Source organism: Lawsonella clevelandensis, assembly GCF_003241315.1.
Taxonomy (GTDB): domain Bacteria; phylum Actinomycetota; class Actinomycetes; order Mycobacteriales; family Mycobacteriaceae; genus Lawsonella; species Lawsonella clevelandensis_A.
In genome coordinates this window covers 78,020-102,845 of sequence record NZ_QFOZ01000004.1, presented here as the reverse complement: position 1 = coordinate 102,845, position 24,826 = coordinate 78,020, and the positions used below count along the sequence as shown (strand labels likewise).

At 53.9% G+C, this 24,826-nt stretch carries 24 protein-coding genes, 3 tRNA genes and 1 pseudogene; 10 read left to right on the top strand and 18 right to left on the bottom strand.

The genetic code is table 11. The features are described 5' to 3' along the window. Positions 1-292: 292 nt before the first annotated feature. The 7 genes and pseudogenes from DI579_RS04045 to DI579_RS04015 all read right to left on the bottom strand — a co-directional run bounded on the left by DI579_RS04045 (position 293) and on the right by DI579_RS04015 (position 5,774). Positions 293-1,132, bottom strand: a complete 840-nt coding sequence (locus DI579_RS04045) for a DUF732 domain-containing protein (RefSeq protein ID WP_290598526.1) — start codon at positions 1,130-1,132, stop codon at positions 293-295. Between the two features lie 255 nt (positions 1,133-1,387). Beyond that, positions 1,388-1,460, bottom strand: a tRNA-Arg gene (locus tag DI579_RS04040). A 250-nt stretch (positions 1,461-1,710) separates the two neighbouring features. Further along, positions 1,711-1,797: transfer RNA gene (locus DI579_RS04035), tRNA-Ser, on the bottom strand. A gap of 104 nt (positions 1,798-1,901) precedes the next feature. Further along, a pseudogene (locus DI579_RS04030) lies at positions 1,902-2,801 on the bottom strand (metal ABC transporter permease). Then, a complete protein-coding gene (locus tag DI579_RS04025) occupies positions 2,798-3,625 on the bottom strand; it encodes a metal ABC transporter permease (protein ID WP_303678793.1) in 828 nt (275 codons plus the stop codon). The pseudogene DI579_RS04030 and the gene DI579_RS04025 overlap by 4 nt, the downstream one beginning before the upstream one ends. A gap of 91 nt (positions 3,626-3,716) precedes the next feature. After that, positions 3,717-4,520: a metal ABC transporter ATP-binding protein gene (locus DI579_RS04020; RefSeq protein WP_303678750.1), complete on the bottom strand. Its 804-nt coding sequence runs from the start codon at positions 4,518-4,520 to the stop codon at positions 3,717-3,719. Between the two features lie 171 nt (positions 4,521-4,691). Further along, positions 4,692-5,774, bottom strand: coding sequence for a metal ABC transporter substrate-binding protein (locus tag DI579_RS04015; protein ID WP_290598529.1), 1,083 nt, complete (start codon positions 5,772-5,774; stop codon positions 4,692-4,694). Positions 5,775-5,906: 132 nt separating this feature from the next. On the opposite strand from DI579_RS04015, the gene DI579_RS04010 reads away from it, so the two are divergent. The 6 genes from DI579_RS04010 (at position 5,907) to DI579_RS03985 (ending at position 10,565) form a co-directional block, all read left to right on the top strand. Further along, a complete protein-coding gene (locus DI579_RS04010; RefSeq protein ID WP_303678749.1) occupies positions 5,907-6,548 on the top strand; it encodes an aminotransferase class I/II-fold pyridoxal phosphate-dependent enzyme in 642 nt (213 codons plus the stop codon). Further along, positions 6,455-7,075 (top strand): aminotransferase class I/II-fold pyridoxal phosphate-dependent enzyme, encoded by a 621-nt coding sequence (locus DI579_RS04005; RefSeq protein WP_303678748.1) that lies wholly within the window; start codon positions 6,455-6,457, stop codon positions 7,073-7,075. The genes DI579_RS04010 and DI579_RS04005 overlap by 94 nt, the downstream gene beginning before the upstream one ends. Positions 7,076-7,168: 93 nt before the next feature. Continuing rightward, on the top strand, positions 7,169-7,987 hold the full coding sequence (locus DI579_RS04000; protein ID WP_303678747.1) for a thioredoxin domain-containing protein: 819 nt from the start codon (positions 7,169-7,171) through the stop codon (positions 7,985-7,987). 29 nt (positions 7,988-8,016) lie between these two features. After that, positions 8,017-9,099, top strand: a complete 1,083-nt coding sequence (locus DI579_RS03995; protein ID WP_303678746.1) for a cytochrome c biogenesis CcdA family protein — start codon at positions 8,017-8,019, stop codon at positions 9,097-9,099. A 232-nt stretch (positions 9,100-9,331) separates the two neighbouring features. Further along, a complete protein-coding gene (locus tag DI579_RS03990; RefSeq protein WP_290598534.1) occupies positions 9,332-9,832 on the top strand; it encodes a glutathione peroxidase in 501 nt (166 codons plus the stop codon). A 124-nt stretch (positions 9,833-9,956) separates the two neighbouring features. After that, a complete protein-coding gene (locus DI579_RS03985) occupies positions 9,957-10,565 on the top strand; it encodes a sugar O-acetyltransferase (RefSeq protein ID WP_290598535.1) in 609 nt (202 codons plus the stop codon). A gap of 1 nt (position 10,566) precedes the next feature. Here the strand turns inward: DI579_RS03985 and DI579_RS03980 are convergent, their stop codons facing one another. The 7 genes from DI579_RS03980 to DI579_RS03950 form a co-directional block, all read right to left on the bottom strand. Beyond that, positions 10,567-11,076 carry a hypothetical protein gene (locus DI579_RS03980; RefSeq protein WP_290598536.1) on the bottom strand — a complete coding sequence of 170 codons (510 nt, stop codon included), beginning with the start codon at positions 11,074-11,076 and terminating at the stop codon, positions 10,567-10,569. Between the two features lie 22 nt (positions 11,077-11,098). Next, on the bottom strand, positions 11,099-11,737 hold the full coding sequence (locus DI579_RS03975) for a Tad domain-containing protein (RefSeq protein WP_290598537.1): 639 nt from the start codon (positions 11,735-11,737) through the stop codon (positions 11,099-11,101). 9 nt (positions 11,738-11,746) lie between these two features. Beyond that, positions 11,747-12,025, bottom strand: a complete 279-nt coding sequence (locus DI579_RS03970; RefSeq protein ID WP_290598538.1) for a hypothetical protein — start codon at positions 12,023-12,025, stop codon at positions 11,747-11,749. Beyond that, positions 12,026-13,411, bottom strand: a complete 1,386-nt coding sequence (locus DI579_RS03965) for a hypothetical protein (protein WP_290598539.1) — start codon at positions 13,409-13,411, stop codon at positions 12,026-12,028. Between the two features lie 435 nt (positions 13,412-13,846). Further along, positions 13,847-14,446: a hypothetical protein gene (locus DI579_RS03960; protein ID WP_303678745.1), complete on the bottom strand. Its 600-nt coding sequence runs from the start codon at positions 14,444-14,446 to the stop codon at positions 13,847-13,849. A gap of 148 nt (positions 14,447-14,594) precedes the next feature. Beyond that, entirely contained in the window at positions 14,595-15,482 is an 888-nt protein-coding gene (locus DI579_RS03955; protein ID WP_290598541.1) for an NUDIX domain-containing protein, read from the bottom strand. 156 nt (positions 15,483-15,638) lie between these two features. Then, entirely contained in the window at positions 15,639-16,901 is a 1,263-nt protein-coding gene (locus DI579_RS03950; RefSeq protein ID WP_290598542.1) for a hypothetical protein, read from the bottom strand. Positions 16,902-17,123: 222 nt separating this feature from the next. Here DI579_RS03950 and DI579_RS03945 point away from each other — a divergent pair, with 222 nt between their 5' ends. Both DI579_RS03945 and DI579_RS03940 read left to right on the top strand, forming a co-directional pair. Further along, the gene (locus tag DI579_RS03945) at positions 17,124-17,552 is read left to right on the top strand and encodes a GntR family transcriptional regulator (RefSeq protein ID WP_290598543.1); all 429 of its coding nucleotides are present in this window, start codon (positions 17,124-17,126) and stop codon (positions 17,550-17,552) included. Between the two features lie 2 nt (positions 17,553-17,554). Further along, entirely contained in the window at positions 17,555-18,664 is a 1,110-nt protein-coding gene (locus DI579_RS03940) for a hypothetical protein (RefSeq protein ID WP_290598544.1), read from the top strand. 133 nt (positions 18,665-18,797) lie between these two features. Here the strand turns inward: DI579_RS03940 and DI579_RS03935 are convergent, their stop codons facing one another. From DI579_RS03935 to DI579_RS03920, 4 genes are all read right to left on the bottom strand, one after another. Beyond that, entirely contained in the window at positions 18,798-20,096 is a 1,299-nt protein-coding gene (locus DI579_RS03935; protein WP_290598545.1) for a hypothetical protein, read from the bottom strand. A 161-nt stretch (positions 20,097-20,257) separates the two neighbouring features. Continuing rightward, entirely contained in the window at positions 20,258-21,427 is a 1,170-nt protein-coding gene (locus DI579_RS03930; RefSeq protein WP_366664341.1) for a hypothetical protein, read from the bottom strand. A gap of 85 nt (positions 21,428-21,512) precedes the next feature. Further along, positions 21,513-21,599: transfer RNA gene (locus DI579_RS03925), tRNA-Ser, on the bottom strand. A 52-nt stretch (positions 21,600-21,651) separates the two neighbouring features. After that, a complete protein-coding gene (locus DI579_RS03920) occupies positions 21,652-22,803 on the bottom strand; it encodes a GDSL-type esterase/lipase family protein (RefSeq protein WP_303678744.1) in 1,152 nt (383 codons plus the stop codon). 37 nt (positions 22,804-22,840) lie between these two features. Here DI579_RS03920 and DI579_RS03915 point away from each other — a divergent pair, with 37 nt between their 5' ends. Continuing rightward, complete coding sequence (locus tag DI579_RS03915) at positions 22,841-23,812, top strand: zinc-binding dehydrogenase (protein ID WP_303678743.1); 972 nt, start codon at positions 22,841-22,843, stop codon at positions 23,810-23,812. 51 nt (positions 23,813-23,863) lie between these two features. Next, on the top strand, positions 23,864-24,772 hold the full coding sequence (locus DI579_RS03910; RefSeq protein WP_303678742.1) for an ABC transporter permease: 909 nt from the start codon (positions 23,864-23,866) through the stop codon (positions 24,770-24,772). Positions 24,773-24,826 lie beyond the last annotated feature (54 nt).

Below are 24,826 nucleotides of genomic sequence, written 5' to 3'. Positions count from 1 at the left end.
TATCGTTCCCGGCCTCTTCACGTAAGCGACTGTACACAATTGACGTTCTCTTATACCGTGGCGATCTCCCATCCGCCACGCAACGTCACAGTCACTTCACCGCCCGAAACACTCAAAGGGCGGTAGCCTGTGTGGGTAGTGAGAAGCTATATTCTCTACCCACGTATGAGTGTACATACCGCCCCCGTATCTTCCTATTCAAACGACCAGGTTGTGGTTTACACACACGCTGCATTAGTGACGCCAACCACTAAAAAGCGATGGTCACACACCAAAAAGTAATGACAGGGGCCTAAAAATCCGCATACTGTGGGCACCACCACGTTACCGACGCGCTAATAAACTGACCCTTCTGCTGCGCCGTCATGCCATTATCAACATTCAATAATGCGACAGCAATATGGTCGAACGTGTACCCGCTATCGAACTGTTGACACACTGCCCGCGCAGTACTTACCTCATCCTGCTGGGATCCATCAATCCCTAACGTCAACAAATACTCATGGAAAAGCTCCACCCGCTTCGCCTCGGGTAGCTTTGCAATAGCATCGGGCGAAAGATCCCCCACAATACTCCCCGCGTCTCCCCCGTTACTGCTGCTTGTACTGCCGTTCCCCGCGGCGCTACTATCCGCGCCATGCCCTGAGCCAGTGTCGCTATGGTCGCCACGATGCCCGGCCTGCACCCCCAGCACAATACCCGCCGTCACTACCGCCACCACCAGCACCGACACAAGAGTATTCGCCCACACTGTGCGCTGCTTCACCCGCGCCAGCGTGGCGTAATCCACCTCCGGCTGCCAATCCTCATTAGGCTGCGTATGGGCGATAGCGTCCTGCAGTTTCTCCACAAACTCCATATTGGTGCGGGTGGTGACGGCCCGCATACGCCCCACCTGCATTCTTCTTGGTATTCCACGCCGCGGCCGGCGAAAAACAAACGTTAGCGACGTGAGCCGCTCCCTCCCCTGCCGCGGAGTTCTCCCCCACGTCACACTCCGCAACGCCCCCACCGGAATCTCTAACGGCTTCCCCCCATTCTTCAGAGAATCCTCATGCGTAATAGTGACCGTATTCCTACGGCTATCAAACGTCGCACTGGCCTGCTTCGCATCCAGGTTGAAGATACTCATAGAGGTAAACCTACCGCAGAATGTCGACTGTACTTGAGAACAGTTCTGAAAAAGGCAAACGATATGCGACTGTAAAGACATATAAGAGGCGACGCGCCTTTTACGACGCGTCGCCTAAGCCTTATAAAATTCACGTAGCTGTGAGCCAGAGGCTTCTACCGTCCTCACTCACAGTGTACCAATTGGTAAAAAGTTTTATATATAAAGAAAACCCTGGTACTTAGCGTTTCGCTTTAGTACCAGGGTTTTCGTTTGTGCGCCCGAAGGGATTCGAACCCCCAACCTTCTGATCCGTAGTCAGATGCTCTATCCGTTGAGCTACGGGCGCCCACTGCGATGCAGCAGCATGTGCAGCAAGAAAAAGTATATGCGTATTTTGTGCTGATGCAAAATTGCTTAACCGTTAGCTGCTGTGAACAGGCCCGTAAACTGGGATTTGCCTGGTGATAACTGTTTGGGTGACATATAAGACAGCGCATGGGGTGCCAACAAGAACGCGTGGGATAACGGCACGGCTGACCATACCGATATAGACGAACACCCCCGACTGCGGTAAACAGTCGGGGGTGTGGTAACCGCGGAGGCGAGAGGATTTGAACCTCCGGACCCCGCAGGGGGTCAACTCCTTAGCAGGGAGCCCCATTCGGCCGCTCTGGCACGCCTCCAAGTTAAATTGTGTGAACTGTGAAAAACACATGAACACTGGGTGCAAGTTTATTAGGCGCACGGTGAAAAAAGCAACATAGCCTAAGCATCTTCGTGCACACAGTTAGCGACGCACACGGCGCATACTATGTTTCACCACCATCATGATGAGGTAGAAAATGCCGGCCATGACGGCGATCATGCCTCCGGGGGACAATTCGCACCACACGCTCACCACCACACCCAGCAGTGCGATGGCGGCGCCGGTGAGTGGCGCCGCGACGAAGAGACTCCGCCAGGATTTCATAAGGGGGGCCAACCCGGCCGCGGGGGCGGCCACAAGTGCCACGGGGAGAATAGTGCCGACGGCGGGAATGAGCACCACAATGGTGGCCACAATCAGCATAAGAATGACGCCCTCCGCACGCGCTCCGGAAAGACCAACCGCCTGAAAACCAGACTGGTCAAAAGCGTAAAAGACGAGTTTTCACCCCTCCGCGGCGGTAATAGCAATGGCGATAAGAAGGATAACTGCCGCAGCTATCACATCCGCCGCCTGCACGTTGAGGACGGAGCCGGTAAGGAAACTCTCAATGCGCAGGGGTAGCGGCTGGAACCATTTCACCAGGAAATACCCCAGGGCGAACCCCAGCGTAAGCACAATACCGGCGGCTGCCTGCGAGGACTGGCCGGGAATGCGGGCCAGCTGATGCATGAGCCACGCCATGGGGATACACATAATGGCGGCGCCCGCGAAAAGACACAGGGAAAGAACCGTGTGGCGTTCCACTGTGCCCAGGCCGGTCACCAGTGGTACCGCACACACAACCCCTAGGACTGCGCCGGGGAAGGTGGCGTGGGTGACGGATTCGGTGAAGAAAATGCGCTGGTGGAGGACGGCTAGGCATCCCACCAATCCACCTAGTGCACCGACCAGAATGGCTTCGAGGAGAGGAAGGCGGAGAATATCCCAGCCGGAAACACTGGTGAGGTCTGCCGCCGCTAGCGTAGTGAGGGCGTTCATGCTTTCGCACCTCGTTTCCGCACGGAGTAGCCACACTTCCGCATCACATACCCCACGGGTAGGAGTAGCACGTAGATGGCTAGCACGGAGAGGGCGACGGCGGCCTGCGGGGAGATGGGGTGGGGTGAATCCACCGTCATAAGCCACATGCCGAACCAGCCGCCAGCGACGCCCACCAGAATAGCGACTGGCACCATGGTGGAGATACGACGCGTCACTAGGCGGGCTGCCGCACCCGGCACCACCAGGTAGCCGACGACCAGCAGAATACCCACCGCGGAGCTGGAGGCCACCACGACGGCGGCAATGGCGGCGTTGGCCAGGAAGTCCACGGCGGTGGCATTCATGCCGGCAGCCATGGCGCCGTCACGGTCGAAGGCGCGGAATATTTGCGCCCGCCACGACACCCCAATGGCAATAAGGGCAATGAGGCACACCAGAATGGACTGCACGAGGCGCGTGTCGGAGACTTCCAGGAGGCGTCCGAACATGAGGGCCTCCAACTGCCCGGACATGTCCCCTTTGTAGAGGGAGAGGACAATACCGAAGCCGAAGAAACTGGTGAGGACAATGGCGGTGCCGGCTTCGTTAATGCGTCGGGATCGTCCCAGCCAGGTGAGGGCGATGGCGACGATCACGGCCACAATAGCGGCACTCGGCACAATGTTGTCTATTCCCCAGTAGAGAGCACCGGCCACAATACCGGGAAAAACGGAGTGCACCATGGCTTCTGCGTTGAATTCCATGCAGCGCAGGTTCACGATGACCCCCACAAGACCGGCGGCAATACCGAGGAAAACAAGCATGATGAAGGGCCGGAACATGTAGGGTGCGGAGGCGACAGTCCGGAACCCGGGCACGTCTTGGAGGGCGATCCGCAAGTTTTCCACGCCCGTCATGATGGTGGAGACGGCACTATCCATTGCTAACCGCCTCTGCACTGGTCTTTTTTGGCTTAGCGCTGTCGGCGAAGGCGTGGTATTCCTCGGGTACGTGCCCACCGTAGGCTTCGGCGATGAGCTCGGGCACCAGAATCTCCTCTTTTGGCCCGAAGCCGATTTGTCGGTTGGCCAGCAGGAGAACTTTCTCGCACGTTTCTTGAGCCAGCACAATGTCGTGGGTGGAGACGACGACGGCTACCCCTTCTGCTTTCACGGAGTGAATGAGGTCGAGGAGTTTCAGGCGGTTGGGTTCGTCGAGGCCGTTGAAGGGCTCGTCGAGGAGGATAAGTTTTGGCCGGGCAACGATGGAGCGGGCAAGCAGAACGCGCTGTTTCTGTCCGCCGGAGAGATCGCCGAAGCGGCGCCCGGCGCGTCCCAGCATGTCAACGCGGTCTAATGCTTGGTCCACGCGTTTGCGGCGTTCGCCGGTGATGCGCCCCAGCCACCCTACTTCGCCGTAGAGTCCCATTTCTACTACTTGGCGGACGGTGACGGGGAAGGTGGGGTCGAGGTCTGCTACTTGGGGGACGTAGCCGATGGCGCCTTTGCGGACTTTGGTGACGGGTCCGCCGAGGATTTTCATGGTGCCGGTGACGGTGACGGTGCGGAGGATTCCGCAGAGGAGGGTGGTTTTTCCGGAGCCGTTGGGGCCGATGAGGGCGAGGGCTTCGCCGGGGTAGAGTGTGCCGGTAACGCCGGTGAGGACGGGTGGTCCGCCGTAGGTGAAGGAGGCGTTATTGAATTCGAGGGCGGGGGTGCGGGTGTCTGCAAACGTCATAATTAATAGTTCTTTCTGTGGTATTAGTTCTATATTTATAGGTTAATACAATAGTTAAATCGGTGCAGCACCTCGATAAGGCTCCGACATGAAAGGGATAAAAGGCTAGACTGCCTAGAAAAGTGGCGCCCCAACCCCGATAGGGCTGGGACGCCAGCCTTCACACACTTCCTACTTCAGGTCGCTAGGAAGCTCGGGGGACTTACCACCCCAGGCGTCAGTAAGGGTACTGACGTTGTGCTCAATGGATTTAATGTAGGTTTCCCCGTTGGAACCCTTGGGCCCCAGGGAATCTCCATAGAGGGCATCGTCACCAATAATGGCCTTCACACCAGCGGCGTGGGCAATAGCCTCAACGGACTTGGAGTTATTGGAATTCTCCGCGAAGAGGGCAACGGCGCCAGACTTCTTCACTTCCTCCGCCGATTCCTTAATGTGGGCGGCGGTGGCATCGGACTGGGCGTTGAAGTCCGAGAGGGCAGCGCCAATGAACTTCACACCGTAGTCGCGGGAGAAGTAGCCGAAAGCGTCATGGGAAGTAAAGAGGACACGCTGGGACTCGGGCACGGACACGATAGAGTCGTTGACCCACTTATCCAGCTCATCCAGTTTCTTCTCGTAATCCTTCGTGTTCTGAATGTACGCATCCTTATGATCCGGGTCGGCCTTCTCCAATGCCTTACCAATGTTATGAACCTGCACTTTGGCATTCTTGGGGGAGGTCCATACGTGCGGATCGTACTCGAACTCGGGCTGTTCACCCGGCTCCGGCGCGAACGGCCAGGGGGCAACGTTAACTTTCTGGTCGCCACGGTCCACCGTGTAAGGCTTGTCCTTATCATTCTTGGCGGCAGCAGACGAGTCCTTCACCTCGTTGGCGGTAAGAATGCCGGAGGTCACCACCATGGTGCCTTTAAAACCGGAAGCGTCCACGGCAGAATCCAGGAAGTGTTCCAGGTCCACACCGTTCACCATGAAAAGTTTGGCCTTGGAGAGCGCGTTCATCTGCTTGGGAGTCATCTCGTGGTCGTGGGCGGAAGCGTTAGGAGCCAGCAAGCAGGTCAGTTTGACGTTATCTTTCGCTATTTCTTTCGCGTAGTCACAAATCTGTGTAGTGGTAGCAACAACATCCATACTTTCGTTGTTGGAGTTGTCTGCATCTGAGTTGCAGCCAGACAAGAAGGGGACGGCAACAACAGCGGACGCTGCCGCGGCGGCGATAATACGCTTCGAGCGGCGAGATGAGTTCTTCATATAGGCCTCTTTCATCTATAGTTCGCGGTATCGAACCAGCATGTAGTGAAGGCAGAATATGGTGTTATCGTCTCAAGATGCGCTCTACACGTCAGCTTACCCCATAGCACTATTTACCTCTACGATGGAAACATGAGCTCCTTATTCCGTGACGACCTTGACGCCATCCCCGCCTACATTCCCGGCCGTAGTATCCCTGGCGCCATCAAAATCTCCAGTAACGAAGTAACCGACGCCCCCGACCAAAGCATTATTGACGCAGTAGCTACTGCTGTCGCCGGCGGTAATCGTTACCCGGATACCAGTTCTAAGGAACTCCGCACAGCCATAGCAGCCGCCCTCACACAAGACCTATGCGCCCGCGCCTCCCTCGATAACGCTTCTGATAACGCTTCTAGCGGCGAAGGTGACGATAATGCTGTCACCGGCGCCACTGAGACCACTGAGATCACTCCTGAGCAGATTGTGGTGGGGAATGGCTCCGTCTCCCTCCTCCAACACCTTGTGCAGGCCGCCTGCCCCGCCGGCAGTAACCTCGTCATGCCGTGGCGCAGCTTCGAGGCCTACCCCATCATGGGTTACGTTGCCCAGGCCACCCTCGTCCAGGTCCCCAACCTCCCCAACGGTAAGCACGACCTGGCCGCCCTGCCGCGGCCGCGCAGGACCCCAACACGGGCATGGTGCTCCTCTGCAACCCCAACAACCCCACCGGGGAAACCTTCACCCACGCAGAACTCGTCACCTTCCTCGATGCGATCCCCAGTAATGTCCTAGTCACATTGGACGAGGCCTACTACCACTACAACCGGACAGAGGACTTCCCCCGCAGCCTGGAACTCCTGTCCTCCTACCCCAATCTGGTTGTCCTGCGCACATTCTCCAAGGCCTACGGGTTGGCCGGATTCCGCGTGGGGTACTTCGTGGGATCTGAAGAAGCCTGCAGTAACCTCTCCAAAACGGTTATCCCGTTCTCTACCAGCCTGGCCGCCCAAGCCGCCGCCCGCGCCGCCCTCACCATTCGCGACCAGCTGCTTGCCCGCACAGACGCTATTGTGGCAGAACGGGAACGCGTCACTAAAGAACTCCGCGCCATGGGATTCCAGGTGGATAACTCCCAAGCCAACTTCGTATGGCTCCCCCGCAGTGACGCCCAACAACTTATCGACTACCTTATCCAGCGGAAAGTTATCATACGTGGCTTCCCCGGAGAAGGCATACGCGTCACCATCGCCACCCCGGAAGAAAACACCCAATTCCTTAACGTGATAGCCGACTACCCAGCAATCCGCCCAGAAATTTAGCGGAAAGCTCACTAGGCTAATAGGTAGAAGAAACTCTGATCCACACCCTGGCGATCAGCGGAAGCCCACCGTGCACATAAAGGATCCCACACCATGACTTCACAGCCCGCCGAACAGACCCCCGACGAGCAGTCCCCCGACGAGCAAAAACGCCGCGACAAGCAACGGCGAAACGCCCAACGGAAACGACGCTCCGGCGGCCTCAACTGGCGCAGCTGGGAACCGTGGGTACTCATCACCATCATCGTGGCCATTGTTGCCGTCATCGTCACACTTGTTGTGACCACCCACAACGACAAAAACAACCTCTCCTCCCCCGAAGCACAAATAGACCCAAGCCACTTCTCCAGCGACTCCTTCGGGCTAGCCCACCGCACCAAAGACGGCCTGTCCATTGGGGACCGTGAAGCCCCCGTCGTCCTCATCGACTACGGCGACCTCCGCTGCCCCTACTGCGCCAAGTGGATGAAAGAAGTAGAGCCCGAACTGGTTGACAAGTACGTCCGCACCGGCAAACTCCGCATAGAATTCCGCAACATGGTGCTCTTCGGCAAACAATCCATGCTCGGCGCCCGCGCCGTCATGGCCGCCGCACAGCAAGGCGCCGGCTACTCACTCGCCCGGAAAATCTACTCCACCATGCCCACCCAAGGGCACGGCACCATCACCCTCAACCTTGTTCGCGACTGGGCGAAAGAACTACAGATTAAAGACATTGACACCTTCATGAAGGACGCCCAGTCCACCAAGTTCGATGAGAAGATAAACGCCAGCAAACAAGAAGCCCACTCCATGGGCTTCCAATCCGTACCCGCATTCCTCATTAACGGCTACCCGATAGTGGGGGCGCGCGACACCCAAACCTACATCGACGCCATCGAATCAGCTATCCTGGCCACCGACAAGAAGTAAAACTACACGGAGAGTAACCCAGCACAGCATTGAGTACCATCGGCATCCTCGGCGCGTTCCTGGGAGGCATCCTTACCCTCATTAGCCCCTGCTCCGCCCTACTCCTCCCCGCCTTCTTCGCCTACGCCTTCGACGGCTTCGGCAAACTCGTCAGCCGCACCGGACTCTTCTACCTGGGACTCTGCATCACCCTCGTACCGCTCGGTGCCGGCCTGGGGAAACTAGGATCCTTCCTAGACTCCATCCGCCCCACCGTCATGCTCTGCGCCGGAATACTCATCATCATCTTCGGCATTATGACGGTATTCGGGAAAGGCTTCGCCTTCCGCCCAGCCCAAGACGCAGTGGGGAAACTCTCCGGCACCAGCGCGGTAAGCGTCCTCCTGCTGGGCTGCGTCTACGGCCTGGCCAGTTTCTGCTCCGGCCCTATCCTGGGCAGTATTCTCACCGTGGCCATGGCCGGCGGCAGCGCCCTCTACGGCATGGTCCTGATGGCCGTCTACGCCCTGGGTATGGCTGTGCCACTGTTTATTCTGGCTATCTTGTGGGAACGTTTTGACCTCTCCCACAAGAAATGGATCCACGGTAAAGAACTCAAGTGGGGGCCCATCACCACCAACACCACCTCCCTTATCTCCGGGGCACTCTTCATTTTTATTGGGGCACTCTTCCTAGCCACCGATGGGACCGCCGGAATAAACACTGGTGGTGACGGCACTAACCAGTTTGATGCGGAACTGTGGGTAACCCGCGTGGGCAATTCCTCCACCGACCTTATTGTGCTGCTTGTTGTGCTCGTACTGCTGCTTATTGCGCTGGTGGCCTACATGGTGCGACGGAAGCACACCAGCGGCGCCGGTGTAGACGACGATGCGGAGGACAGTACGGACAGCAGTGCAGACGATGGAGTGGATGGCGCTGGTCGCGGCGCTGGTCGCAGTGCGGGTCGCGACACTGGTCGCGGCGCGGGGCATGGAACAGGTCACGGCACAAGAAACAGCAAGAATGGTGAGGAAAGTACCGGGGGAAGTACGGGAATAGACGCACGCGACATAGCGGACCAGCTGGATAAACTAGCCGAGCGCGACGCGTCTGACAGCCACACTATCTAACCCTCTATCTACCCCTCTATCTACAGACCCTCGCGACATGCGAGCGCGAAAGTGATTTCCCTCCCTCTCCTCCCACAACGGTGAAGAAAATTAATCCGCATGGTGTGGACGCTGCGAACTATCCAGGGGATATTCAAAAGAGGAGAGCGTTTCTATAGGTAGAACGGTGCACTAACACAATGCACCAAAGTGTATGCACACAGAGTGTGTACGCATACTGGAGGGAGTTACTGTGAGCGGCTTTTATGACCAAAATTTTCAGGTGAAAACTACTGCCGGTGACACTGTAAATCTCGCTGATTTCTCGGGGAAAGTACTGCTAGTAGTTAATACAGCATCGAAGTGTGGATTCACCCCACAATTTGAGGGACTGGAGAAGCTTTACCAGGACTATCGCCACCGCGGGTTCTACATTATTGGTTTCCCCTGCAACCAGTTTGCCCACCAAGACCCGGGCAGCAACCACGACATTAGTGAATTCTGCCGCCTGAACTATGGGGTCAGTTTCCCTATGATGGCAAAGATAGATGTTAATGGAGAAAACGCGTGCCCTGTTTTTACGTACTTAAAAAACCAGCAAAAGGGTGTGTTTTCCAGCAAAATTAAGTGGAATTTCACAAAGTTCCTCATTGGCCGCGATGGTACTGTCCTGAAGCGCTACGCCCCTACCACGACACCCGATAAGATTGCCGCCGATATTGATACCGCGCTAGGCCACTCTACTGAGGACTAGTGAATGGAAATAGCGGGTACTACCACTAGCGAACAGTAAGCGGTTAGCACCGCACACAACATAAGCCGCACACCGCAATAAGCCGTGCACCGCACGCATAAGCCGCATACCGCATAATGGGTGTATGGGTTTACAGTTTGACCGCATGATGGCTGGCGAATGGTACCTTCCTACCCAGGACCCGGATATTCACACTGCCTATATGGAATGCCAGCGTAAAGTGTCCCGTTTTAATGCGACCACACCAGATGGCGATCCAGATAACGATCCAGATGACGCTGCTACGCGGACAGCTCTTCTCCACAACATATTTGGGGAGTACGGGGAGGGCTCCATTGTCCGCCAACCATTAACGTGCGAGTTTGGGGTTAATGTGCGGATAGGGCGGGAGTGCTTCCTCAATTTTGATGTGATGTTCGTGGACACAAACACGGTGACGCTGGGGGATAACGTGCAGGTGGGGCCGCGTGTGCAGTTTGTGACACCCCTACACCCGGTTGATGATGTGGAGATGCGGGCTGCCGGGTGGGAACGTTCCGCACCGATTACTGTGGGCAATAATGTGTGGATTGCGGCCGGGGTGACGGTGTGCGCCGGGGTGACGATTGGTGACAATAGTGTGATTGGGGCGGGCAGTGTTGTGACTAAGGATATTCCGGCCAATGTGCTGGCTGTGGGAACACCCTGCCGCCCAGTGCGCACTCTACGAACCAATACGCCACCTGCAGACTAGCTTAGCTGTTGGAGCTGCTAGTAGGTGTTGTGCGTTCGGTATGAACAATATAGTCAACGATGGTGGCGAACTGGTTAAAGGTTGTGGCCCAGCGGTCGTGCCCGAAGCGCTTTAGTGTGGGGCGGAGGAAGTCCCAACTGGGAAGTTCGTTAAGGCCTTTATCGGGGAGATCATCCTGGTAGTCAACTATCTGGATGGGAATATCAGGGAAGAGTCCCCGCAGGTAGGAGATGTTTTCGTGGAGGTCTAGGGGTATTCCATCCGTACAGGCGCGAATGAGGATTCCACCCAGCCGAAGATGTGGGACAGTGGACAAGTACTGGACGTTACTGAACCCTTGTTGCATGGGTTGGTATGCCCCCATAAGAACTGGAACTACCCAGGGGCTTCCTTTGGCGGGGAGGGGCGAGTCTAGGGGACGTTCATCTGCGCTTTCTCCCCACAGGTGGGTGATGGTGGTGGCCCCGCAACCGGGGTAGGTGCCGATGATGTGGACGAGGGGAAGGGGCATTCTGATTCCTACGTGTTGGAGGCTATGCGCCAGCGTCTGCTTCTTTGTGTTTTAGTTCTTTATGTTTCAGTTCTTGCACCACTGTGGGGTTGGGGCGCATATCGATAATGCGGAGGCCTTCCCCGGGGATAGTCTCCACGTGGTAGTCCCCTACCCAGGTGGTGACATCGTCGGGAGTATTTTTCTTTCGACTATCGACAATGACGGTGTACCAGCCGGATTCGGCGGGGCGGATAGTCGTACACCATTCAATAGAGCCGGTGGGGATACCGGCTATAGCATTGCTGACATCATTAATGTCGGTCCAGTCCCCGCCCACAAGCGCCATAACACCGTCAGCGGAACGGGCACCAAAGTATTGCTGCTCCATGGTGGCAAGGATCCCCTCGGGTGTTGACGTGTCCCCGCCCTTGCTGGACACGTAGGGATTCCCACTATGCGGAGTACACCACTTCTGAGCTGCATCTGTAGGTGATGAGTGTGCACTGGTGGAGTGTGCGGCAGACTGTGCGGCGGTATCCTGCGAGTGGCGATGGGAATGGCTCACCCCTATCCCTACCCCCAGCGCGATAACGAGGAGGGTAGGGACAAGAATGAGAGCTCCACGGAGGAGATGTTTTTTAGTGCTACCACTACCCGATGATGAGGGAGTAAGTGGCAAAGTGACTGGCTAGCCAGCCTGTTGGCCGGTCTGTTGGCCGGCCTGCTGACTAGCCTGCCAGCTAGCAGGTTGGGCACCTGACTGACCACCCCACGGCACGTCCAGCTGACTGTCCATCTGAATATTCGGCTGAATATTCGTCTGTGCGTCCAGCTGGATAGCTGGCGGAACGATGGAAAAGTTTTCCGTATCCACCACATTGCTGGTGTCAGTGTGGGTGTCATTAGTGGTTGCTGTGGCGTCCCACTGGTGTAGCCAGTCTCGCCAGTCACTTTCAAAAGAGAGCACTTACTTCTTATCTCCGTGGTGACGTTCGATAACCTTGTTTATCTTCTTACCGAGATCAGTGTTATCGAATGTGTGCGTGATCTTTTCCAGGGAATCTTTTCCGCCATTAGCGAGGTCGGAAGGGCCTTTTTCCTCAACGAGACCCTTGCCGAAAAGATCAATCATTTCTTTCGCATTCTGGACGGGAGACTGGTAGTCGGCCATTGCATGGTTCACCTGTATGGGGCCATAGCCATCATGCCTGCGGGCAGCATTCTCAATGGAGAGACCCGTGGCTGATATTCCGGAAACTACACCGTGTGCTGCGCTTCCCAGGACTGTGGCACCGAGGGTTGCTCCCACGCCACCGCCTACAGCGACTCCGCCCAAAACGGCGGGAATGCCCACAAGTGCGCCAATAGCGGCACTAGCAGCTGCACCAACAAAGAGGCCGGTGGCTCCGCCGGTTACTGCACCGGTTGCGGCGCCTGCGGCAGCACCCACGGTACCGCCAATTCCTGCGCCGAGAACTGCGGCAACAGTGCCGGTCATTGCGCTAGCAATAGCGGATACGGCAATGCTGACGCCTTCAGTGGAGAGACCACACATGGGCCCAATAGCAATACCTGCACCGGCGAGAACATCAGTGGCAGCTCCGCACACAACACCCAAAATAGTGGAGGCAGTTCCACCCAATGGGCCTGCACCGAGCAGGAAGGTTGTTACCGCGGCAGCTCCTCCCGCTACTGCGCCACCAATAACAGCACCAATAACGGCGCCAGTGGCACCCAAGGCCACCAGGCCAATAAGGGTGTCTCCCACAGCAGCAACCGGAACGATTACAGCACCGGCGGGCAAACCTAGTGCTGCCGGCAGTGCAACCATGCCCAGCCCGGCGCCAGCTACTGCACCGGGGACGGCGCCCACCGCTGAAAATGCGGTCGTTTCAACGATTTGCTTCCGCAGTCCGCGGTCTTTCAGCACGATTTCTGGATCTTTGATGATCTTGTATCCGGCATGCGGAAGGGAGGCTAGTGACGTGGCGGCGTTGAATCCGTGCTTCACACCATTTTTAACGGATTCTTTCAGTATGTCCGTGTTGGTGAGGGTGTTCTTCAGAACCGTCTTATCTTTGATGAGGTATACCCCGTCATAGTTTTTGGGGGCAGGGCGACGTTTCGCCGGACGAGCCTTGTGTGCTGTCTGGACGGGCGCGGAGTAATACGTTGGGGTGGAAGCGTATCCGCCGCTGTAGCTGCTGCCACCACTGTAGGTGCTTGAGCTTTGGCTGTTGGAGCTGCTGCTGTGGCCAAACTGAGGCGTGTCCTTGACGTCAGCGTTGGCGCAGCCAAGACCCAGGCTTGTCGTGAGGAGAAGTGACAGGGGGATGGAAAGAATTTTTTTCATTATTCCCACTTGAATAAAACGTAGTTGAATTGGACAGGCGGAAAGTTTAGACACACTCGGCGGCGCTGTGGGGACCTACTTTTGCTATCCGTGCCCCATATTTCTGGTATTTAACGCTGTGAACAGCACATTTACAGAAGAAAAACTCGCAGAAAATTACTATGAAAATTTTTTTGCGGCTTGTTTCTGCACTCTCATCTTTTCGCCTCTTTTTTCTTCTTTACAGAGGCCTATTCCCACACCGATTTTTCTGTAAAAGTGCTTCTAACCAGCAAGAACGAAACGAAAGTAGCCCATAAATACAGTGCGCCCCACGGCCTACAACGCGGTAAGAACGCGTCTAGAACGTGGGGCACACAAAACGTGCACACGTAGTGCACGATATGAAGTTATGGCAGACATTATGCCGTTTGCGAAAACGAGGAAACGCTAACGCTACTTATCTGCCGACGAGGACGAAGACGATGAGGACGAGGAATCGTCGCCACCATCATGATCATCGGAACCCGATTCAGCGCCGGTATTGTCGGCACGGCCAGCCTGATCCTTCTGATTAAAAGAGGATGCAGGATTACCTGGGTAGGACGGGCGGGCATACGGTGGGGTAACCGTGGGAGCACCAGGAACCGTCATTCCGCCACGGAACGGCATACCGGGTGCAGCACCAGCAGGAGCATTCGGGGCAGCATTAGTAGCATCGCCAGCCTGCGGATACGGCCAATAGTAGTGGCCATCAAAATAGTAGCCGTTAGCAGCGGCTTCCTTCTGCTTCTTCTCGTGAAGATACGAGAGGATAAGGAACACAATCTGGCCAATACCACCAGTTAAAAGAACAATCAGCAGCCACGCCACCCAAGGGAGGCCATAAACATCAACATCACGAAGTTGAATAACGCGAACAATAGCCCAAATGAAAATAGCAAGAGCAATAACGCTAATAATGCCGCCAACCACTAGCGAACTAAGACTAATAGCGGGATCAACACTAGGCTCTCCAACAGCAAGAAGCATAGTATCCATGTGCATGGTGTTCATGACTATATTCTCTCTTCACGTGATTACGATGACACCCAGTAGAACGAACGAACAGCCAAAAACGTTCCCAGCTGGTAGCGCAACAGCAGCCGAAAACTGAAACAGGACGACGATCTACCCCGTTCACTACGCTTTTATCCTTACAGATCTACTTAAATTGCCGCTCTCCATGAGCTAAATAAGACTGTAAATCTTCCAGGCGTAGCCGTTGAGAATCTGCGAGTTCTAGTTCATCCAACTGTTCCACTGAAACCCATTGGTAGTCAGTCGATTCAGAGTCAATACGTACTTCAGTATCCGCAGTTCGGCCTATATACACAATGGTGAATTCCTGCCGAACTTCCCCATCTGAGTACGCTATTAAAACGTTTGGACTGGTGTAGGTTCCCAAAATATCGGTGATTTCCACCTTTAAATTGGTTTCTTCCGCTAATTCTCTCACTGCACATTGCGGCAGGCTCTCACCGTATTCAAGTGTTCCACCCGGCAATGTCCATTTACTGTTATCTCGTCTACGAACTAGCAGTACACGGTTATCGTTCACCACTGCTACTGCGGCAGCCGGTTTAATGGAATTGGGAGACGGTGCATTCTCCTCATGAAAATAGTCAGTTCGCACTGTCTGTAATGGAGTGTCTAGCCACTTCTGCAGTTCCGCAGAAACATCTAATAGCTTTTTATCGTTAAGTGACGGCACTTTAATGAAGAGAATCGCTGTTCCCGGTTTCGACTTCTGGGCATATTTAGTGCCGGTGGTAATTGCGTAGAAATCACCAGTTCGGAAATCGTATTCAGTTCCCGTATCTAAATCTAGATACCGCGTCCATCCACTTAATACATATTGGTATTCGGTAGTGACATCATGCGTGTGAGGTGCTTCGGAAAAGGATTCTTCATATCGGGTAATACCGATTTCGAGATCCTTAGAATGTTGATGCCGAAGAGCTTGCGGAAGTTTAAGATCACCAACAAGATACTGACGCCGCGTCCCCTCGAGAGCAGTCAGTATCTCCTCATTCGTAATCGTCTGAATCATGGCTATCTACCCCTATCCATAAGTCACTAGCATTTTCTATGCATTGTTTTCTACGACGGCGATGTGAAGAACAAACTGCCCAATAAATACCTAATGCAATGAAGGAAGTTATTAGGCATATCACTAGAATGAATACGCTTCCCGAAGGAAGTAAACCTATTTTTTATCAGTTGTAAAGACTCCCATTGAATAAAAAGAAATAACCAAGGTCGGAATGGTAAAAAGCAGGCCGAGAATACTAACAATACGACTTATCGTTACTGTAGTTTCCGCATTTTTACGTCCCGCTAATGCTTCAACGGATTGGGCAGTATTAGCGAGAAACTCTGACGCTTTTTCAATACATTCTCGGCAATCGTTAACAACCTTATGCATGGCTGTGCATTGCTTTTCCGCCTCTTCTTTGACATCATCAATCTTTCTTTTCGTGACGAAGGAGCTATTTTCCGCTTTATGATGCAAATTCCGTACTGCTAAAGAAGCGGTACCAACGAATTCCGATAGTTTCCCCATCTCCTCTGAGCACTTATTTAGTTGATCTGCGGCAATGTCAGGATCAGAATTACTAGCTATTTTGAACGTCATAGTTTCCCAACGCTCAAACTCAACCTTCCAATTTTCCAGGTTATAAAGCTCGTATTCAATGGGAACTGTGAAGGCTTCTAAAGGACTCCCCACCTGAGTATATTCCGTGTAGTAGTCTTTCCCCCGGTTTAGCCAAATACAGTTATGAGGCCAGCGGCGTTGTGTCTTTTGCTCTTTCGGAATTTTCTCGTAGATGGTGATAGTACCCTTTGGGGTATCTTCATTAATCTTTTTCGAAAGATCGAAAATACGACACCACCGGTAAAGAGTACGAAGCGGCTCAGGGTTTTTACCTGATCTAGCTGGAAGATTCTGACACAATAAATCTACTGTCGGGATTTGTCCCCCAAAGCCATCATCAATATCTTGATTAGCCCTATTGGCTGAAACCCTCCTTATTATTTCCCCCATTGACTCCAGGAGATTTTCAGTAGTCTGCTCAGGAACAAAGTTATTCAGGAAATCTTTAATAGTGTCTGTATGCTCAGAAATACCATCGAGAGAAATCTCTATTTCATAGCTCTCAATATTTTTAAAAACCTGGTCAGAGTTAATTTCATTACGCCCTATAGGAATATATCCGACACTATTTAGTTCACCTGGCAGACCCAGATCCTTAAATTTCACGCCTGGGTATTCAAACTCAATCTGCCGCTTATGCCACCCCGACGCTAGCGTGGCCTGAGAACCATCTTCATAAGCTATTTTTGCGAGAAAACTAGAGTCTTTATCCCACCACCACTTAGTAGACTCATAGGTCTCCTTGTAGGCATCACGACCTACATCACGCGGTTCGACCTCTAAAGTTATATCTTCTCTATCCCGTATGCCCATAATGCTGGCACAATCCCATCATGGTAGCTATGTGAATCTTTACCTCAGTTTACTTGTGCACAGGAGCTATAAAACGGTTTATAGCCATTCTTTTTAGGAGAGATTACAGGATAAAAGCGCTCGGTATGGAGCTTTTTTATTTTTCTCTTTACCTCTCTGTATCGCTTGTATTACTATAACTAATACAAGCGATACAGAATGTTGTTTGGTGAAGGAGGAAGCATGATCATCACCATTGATCCGCATTCTGCGACACCAATTTTCCAGCAAATCCACGACCGCATCGTCGAGGCCATCTCGCGTGGCGACATTACCCCCGGGCAACAACTCGCCCCCGTACGGGCACTGGCACTGGATTTTGGAATCAACCCAGCAACCGTCAAGAAAGCCTACGACCTTCTTGTCTCGGAAGGCATTATCACCACATCACGAAGAGAAGGCAGCGTGGTCGTGGAGAACACCACTCCGCACCCCGACCACCTCACACAATTCCAGGAAGAATTGAAAACCCTTCTGGCAAAAGTCTACTGCCAGGGAATTGACGAAAACACCATACTCACACAAACACACGACATACTCGACGCATTCACCGGCATACACCCCGCCAACTCCCCCGAATCCCCCTTCTCCACCAGCGAAAGGGACCTATAACCATGCACACTGCCTTATCCGCACTACTATTTGCGCTTCTGCCAGTCCTCTGGTTGTGCTCAACCCTATTCATTCCCCAACACAATCCACTGGGAGTAACCGTCCCCTCTGCACACCAAAATGACCCCGTCATAAGAACTGGCTGGCTTCGCTTCCACATCGCTAATTTCGTTATAGCAGTAGTGTTTGCAGCAATAACTGTGGCATGCTTCTACACCCGCACAGAGTCCGAAGCCTCCGACGTGGAATATATCTTATGGATGGTACAGGCATACAGCATATTTTTTACCTGGTGGTGGGCGGGCCGCGTTATCCGCAAAAAGAAAACAGAACAGAATTGGGTATCCGACGCGCACGTAGAAGTTGCGGGCTCATTAACACCCGGAACCTCCGCTAACGCTATACCGCAAGTTTCTATGCAGTGGACACCCTACGTGTGCTCCTACCTACTAACAGGCATTACCGCACTTCTCCTCTGGCTGCGTTGGGGCGATATTCCACCAATGGTGTCCATCGACAACTCCTACGGAACCCATGAACTAGCAGCGAAAACCGTGTGGACCGTATTCGACGACGTATTTTTCGCCCTAGGACTAGTAACAGCCTGCACTATATGGGCAGTCTTTAACCACCTCAAACGCGGACAATACCGCACAGCCATGTCCCCCTCCGCGCGGCGCAGAGCACAATTACTTTCCGAGAGTCAGCAGCAAAGCATAGGGTGGCTAACAATATGCTTCACACTATGCTTAAACCTTCTCTCCATAACCGTGTTCCCCACCTTCGCCAATAGCGGAAAAACCCTCTATATCCTCAATGTAGCGATCATCGTAGGGGTAGTTGTAGCACTATCAATACACCATACGAAGACAGCACGATCACTCCCCATAGAGCCAGATGGAGCAGACTCCCGCGATCAAGACTCCCACTACGCAATGGGCATGTTCTACGCAAACAAAGACGACCCAGCCATGTTCGTCGACCACCTCAACGGAAACGGACTAGTCCTCAACTGGGCCAACACCAAAGGCGTACTACTAGCAGTAGGAACATCCATTATGTGCGTCCTACTCATAACCTTGCCGATAGTCCTCACCTACGTCCACAGCTGAGGCCACGGCTAAGCCGTGCTCTACATTTTCCAGACACAACTCCACAAAACTTCCCCATACCTATAAAAAGGGCTCAGGTCTCCGAAACGAACCTGAGCCCTTCTCTATCCCCGTGACCTATGCAGTCTCAGCATCAATCGCGACATATTACTCTAAAAAATGGAATAACAATGCGCCTAAACGAATCTAGAACCCCAATTACAAGCCCTGTAGTTATGACTAAAAGTATTACAGCTGTTACTACTGCTGTTGTTGTATCTGCTTGCATATCCGGTTTTTGTTTCATAAGCGTCACTATGGCCAACAGTATGGTCATACATAAATTTGAAAATGCTATTGTGGCCGCTGTCCCAGCACTTTCTTTACTCTCTTGCGTCCTGACAGCCTCAGACATACTGTCAAGAGATTCCGACGCTTCTACCAGCAGATTTGAGTATTCATCAACAATATTTTTTATTGTCTGAAGCTGCTCATTCACATACGAGGTCAATTCCGTACTAGATTCAAAAGAATCTTTCATACCGCTTTCAAGACTATTTATTGCCCGCGTAGTACATTTAAGGGCTTCTTCCAAAACCGCTTTTTCCTGCCATACTTCACGTATATGCCCAGGTATTACCTCATTTGAGTCAGCATCTGCAAGTAAAAATATTTTGCTGTACCATCTATCAAATTCAATACGCCATCGCCGCAAATGCGTACAGAGACTCTCTAGATAAGCGTAAATGACCGCAGAAGCGTCATATACTTCTTCACTATTCTGAGAAAAATAGCTTGGCCCCCGTACTAACCATGAACCACTATGCAAACTCTGAAATTTTTCCTGCTCTATACTTGAAAATGTTGTGTACAAGTGGATTACACCATTAGATGTAATAAAAGTACGGCTCCATCGGTGAACAATCCGGAGTGGATTCCTACCACCGGTCCCCGGTTTCTTCCGCTTCAAAGTAGTCGCATGAAGAAGCTCCAAATGTAAGAGGTCTATGGTCGGGATCGTCTCAACCGATACATCCTCCACAGGACGATTTTTCTTCCCTATACATGACATATTTATATCGTCTACAGAAGCAGCAATGCGTTTAGCAGTATTTTTATTGCCACACAACACATATGTAAGAATTTCAACTACTACATTCTTATCCCTCGGGTAATCTGATTGAATCTCGATTTCATAATTCTCACTACCCTGAAAAACATTTTCAGAAGGACACTGCGTTTCCCCTATAGATAGAATCTCTACGCGTCCTAGCTCTGGAATATCTTGCTTTTCCCATTGCGAAGCAGGGAGTAAAGATTTTATTTGGCGTCTGCACTTCCCCGCCGCTACCACAATCTGGCCACCGCCCGGATAAGCCACTTTTGCCCAAAAATTAACTGCTTCTCTTCGATAACCATTTTTACGCTTGAAACAGCCTCTGCTATTCCTCATAGTGCACATCTCTTATCTGGCAGGAATATAGTGATTATCTAAATACGTACCGCTACAACAGTATTACTACAATAGTAGTAAAGAAAATATATCTACTATTAAGCTGACGGCCACTACTAGTTCTTGTGCTACCTCAATAGTTTCCTAAGTAAAATATTCCGCTACTTCTTCCGGGGCTTGTTGGTTTTGGTCCAGATGGGGTTGTCGGTGATGTAGCGGTGTTCTACGGCTTGGGCTACGAAGTGTAGGCCGGCGGTGGTGTAGTGGTAGCGGACGCCGGTGCCTTCGTGGTTGAGGATGAAGCGTTTGGTGTCGCTGGCACAGAGGGTGTGCCCCATGACGTTGCGGAAGGGGACATTGACAATGCCTGTGCGGGCGGCACTGGTGGTGCTGGTGGAGGTGGTTGTGGTCGCTATATGGATACCGTGCTTGCGGAGGATGGATGCACTGTAGTCGCTGGCGCGGGTGGCGGCATTGGTGAGGGCTTCGTCAGCTTGTTGACGGAGGCTTTCCACCCGCGACATTTCCAGGGACGTCATGTTGGGGAGGTTCTTGCAGCGTCCACCTTCTACTAGTGGAAGGTACCCAACAGTGATGATGAGAGCGTTGGGGGCGTGGTCGCGAATGTTGACGAGGATATCGACCAGGTCGTCTTCGAGTATGCTGCGTTTTTTGTGGGTGAGGTAGGGGCCGGTGCCAGGGTGTTTATTGTCGCTGGCAAGCTGGTTAACAACGCGGAGATCATTGGATCCGTAGCTGAGGAGCACTAGGCGCGTGTTGGAGCCCAGGTATTGTTCCGTGTTGAGTTTCCAGTACAGGCTGCTTTTAGAGCCACTGCAGGAGAGGTCTGCCAGGGGTAGCCCTAGGGCGGTGGAGACTTGCAGGGGCCAGGCGCCCACGAAGTGGTGGCAGGCGCTGACGAGATTCAGTGCCTGGTTTTTTGTGGGGGCTAGAGCCATGGTGGAGTCCCCTATGGACACCATGGGGTAGCCCTGCGGGTAAAGGTTGGGGGTGTTGAGGCCAATCTTCTTCCCAATTTCCGCCAGCTGGGTTTTAGTGAGCCCATGGAGGTGTTTTTTTGCGGGGCGATGCCCGGTGACGTGGGTATGGGTGTGGGTGGAGTGTGTGGGGGTGTGCGCGTGCGGGTTGTGGGAGAGTTGCAGCGCGTTAGTTTGTGGGGTGGTGCGGTAGTCAGAGTCGGTGGCGGGGGTGGTGAAAAGTCCGCCGGTTGCTACCTGGGAGATGGCGAGGATAGCGGTTAGTGCCAGGGTGCTGGCTGTAATACCCACGCGTTGTGTGTGGGAGAGTGGCTTACGCTGCATTGTACTCACTCACAAACTTCTCTATTGTAAGAAACCCCCAGTTGGGAGAGTATGTGTTGTTCTCTACTGTTCTCTACTGGGGGTTTCTTGTGGGCGGAAGTGAAGGGATTTGAACCCCTGGTCCGCGTCAACGGACGCTCGCTTTCAAGGCGAGTGCATTCGGCCGCTCTGCCACACTTCCTCATGCCGCGCTAGGCGACTCCTTCATGTTACCGGCAACCGCCGGTAAAAGACTAACGGCCAAGATACACCATTTGACGGCTCCACTGTAACTGTTCGGAGAGGTACTTCCACGCAACATGGTCGGCAATGTAGGAGAGTCCTGGTTCCGTGTAGTGGTAGCGGACGCCGGTCTTTTCTCTGTTGAGAATGAATCGTTTGTGTCCCATGGCGCAGAGGTCATGCCCGTGTACTTGCCGGAATGGCACGTTGGAAATACCGGCGGATACTACTTCTACCCCATTGTCTTTCCATTGTTGTTCACTCATGCGGGCAACGGTCTTGCTGGCGGTGGTGAGGGCCTGGTCGGCGGCTTCGCGGAGGTGGCGAACTCTGGTGTTTTCAAAGGGGGTCATGTTGGGGAGGTTCACGCAGTGTTTTTCCTGAACCAGTGGGAGGTATCCGACGGTAAGAATGAGGGCGTTGGGGGCGCGTTTCCGAACGTCTTTCAGAATTGTGATGAGGGACTGTTCTACGTCTTTCCGGCTTCGCCCTTGGACTTTCTTGCCGGTGCCCAAGTGGGCATTGTATGTGGCTAGTTGGGCGACAACTCGCATGTCGTTGGAGCCGTAGCTAATAACCACTAGTTGTGTGCGTGGCCCTAGGTAGGGTCCTAGGTTTTTCTTCCAGTAGGAGGCGGTTACTTCCCCGGAGCAGGAGAGGTCTGCCAGGGGAAGATGTAGTTTTTGGGATACTTGCTGTGGCCAGGCGCCAGCGTAGTGGTGGCAGCTGCCGAAGGGGTTGGGGCGGCGGGTGGTGGGTGCTAGGGACATGGTGGAGTCGCCTAATGCGACCATGGGGTAGCCGTAGTATCCACTGCTGCCGGCGATCCTGTCGGCGTCAGCGTCTGATGTGGGGGTAGTTGTGGTGGACGCACCGGCACTGTTAGCACCATTCGCACCATTCGCACCGTTGGCGTTACCCGCGTTGCCTGCATTACCTGCACTGCCTGCACCGTTAGCCATGTAGTAGTGGCCTGCTTGGGCGGCGGCAGCATTGGCATCAGTCCACCAGTGTCCGGTTATGCCGAAACTGTTGGTGAGGGATCCTATTCCCAGGGCGAGCGTCATGGTGAGGGCGCTGGCGGTGAGAATCCTGTTCCGCAGGCGGGACGGGGCGTGCTGTAGCCGGGAAGGGCTGTTCTGCTGCAGTGGGTTGCGGTGCATTGTTCTGTGTGCGTTTCTTTTCTACGTGTGGGAGGTAATGAAGGACACCAGTGGTGAGCTGCCCGGAAAGGCGGGTTTGTTCGCTACATTAGGAACCATGTATGCACACACGCTTCCTGTTTCTCGCGGTCCGCAGTCCCTTACGTGGCGGCAGGTGCCAGATCCAACTCCCGGCCCCGGCGAGGTGCTGCTGCAGGTTACTGCCGTGGCCGTTAATCGCATGGATCTTGCCCAGTCGCAGGGAACACAGTGGCAGGTGGGTGACGAGTGCTGTGCTCTTCTGAACGGTGGTGGCTACGCCGAGAAGGTTGTGGCTCCAACGTTGCAGTTATTGCCTATTCCGCAGGGGGTTAGCCTTGCTGATGCGGCTGCTCTTCCTGAGGCTGCCTGCGTGGCGTGGTCCACTCTGGTAATGGAGGGGCACTTGTCGCCGGGGCAGACTGCGCTTATTGAAGGCGGTTCTGGGGGAATGGGGTCCTTCGCTATTCAATTGTGTAAAGCCTTGGGGGCTAGTGTGGTTGCCTTGGCCGGTTCCGACCAGGGTCTGAATTTGTGTTGGGAACTTGGTGCTGATGTCGCCTTGAATTATCGGGATGAGGATCCTATTGCGTCACTGCGTGCACTGGGTGGCGCAAACGTTATCTTCGACCTGATGGGTGCTTCGCATTTAGCTCAACACATTTACTGTATTGCCGCAGGTGGCAGAATTGTTACAGTGTCCTTGCAAGGAAAGGTAACAAAACCTGTTGACATGGGCATTCTCATGGGGAAATTGATGGCGAAACGGGGCGCCATCATCACCACCAGTATGCGGGGCCGTCCCGCTACTGGCCCCGGCTCCAAAGCGGAAGTTATTCGCCAGGTACGGCAGCACGTGTGGCCGCTTATTGATACTGGTCTTATTAAGCCGGTTATTCAGCGGCGTGTCCCCATCCGCTCCGCCAGCGATGTTCTGACCGACGTCCAAAACCACACCACCATGGGGAAGTCAGTACTCCTCGTGGGATAGCCGTGGGGTGACGGTGTCTAACTTTTTGTGTAGGGAAGGTAGGCTCAAAGAGTGCACAACGTAGAACGAACCGCCGGTGTTGTCCCCGAGAATGACCACACTGGCCTAGGCCTTCTTGCGAAAACTTTTGAAGGGGAACCCCCGAAGTCGGACTCCTTCACCTACAAACGCGCCTTCACCGACCTGGTGGAGGGCTGGAAATCTGACCAACTGTGGCTCCAACTGGGCTGGCAGGACATTAAGCAGCGCTACCGCCGCTCCACCCTGGGACCCTTCTGGATCACTATCGCCACCGGTGTCATGGCCCTCGCCCTGGGCCTCCTCTACTCCCTCCTTTTTCAGGAGGACCTGTCCTTCTTCCTCCCCCACGTCACCCTCGGCCTTATCCTGTGGGGGTTCATTGCCGGCTGTATCCAGGACGGCGCCCAAGTGTTCATCGCCAATGAGGGCCTTATTAAACAGTTGCCGGCGCCGCTGAGTGTGCACGTGTACCGGCTAGTGTGGCGGCAGACTCTCTTCCTGGCCCACAACATGATTATTTACCTCATCATGCTGGCAATTTTCCGCCCCCACCTGGGCTGGGCCGGGCTCCTCTTCTTCCCCGCACTACTACTGTTCCTACTAAACGGCGTGTGGGTGGCCATGTTCTTCGGCATCATCTCCACCCGCTTCCGCGACGTCGCCCCGCTGGTGGATTCCCTGGTCCAGTTGTGCTTCTACATGACCCCCATTGTGTGGACCACCCACACTCTCTACTCCAACCACACCATGTCGCAGCGCGCTAAGCTGGCGGAACTGAACCCCCTCTACCACTACATGGAGATTATGCGCTCGCCGCTGATGGGGATTCATGTGGACGCCTACCACTGGTATGTGGTTATTGGTGCCACCGTTATTGGCTGGGGCCTTATGCTCCTTGTGATGAAGAAGGCGCGCGGCCGCGTGTCCTACTGGGTATAAGGGGAGGAGACGACCATATGAGCCTCAAAAAAGACCACGCCGGTAAAGGCGGCG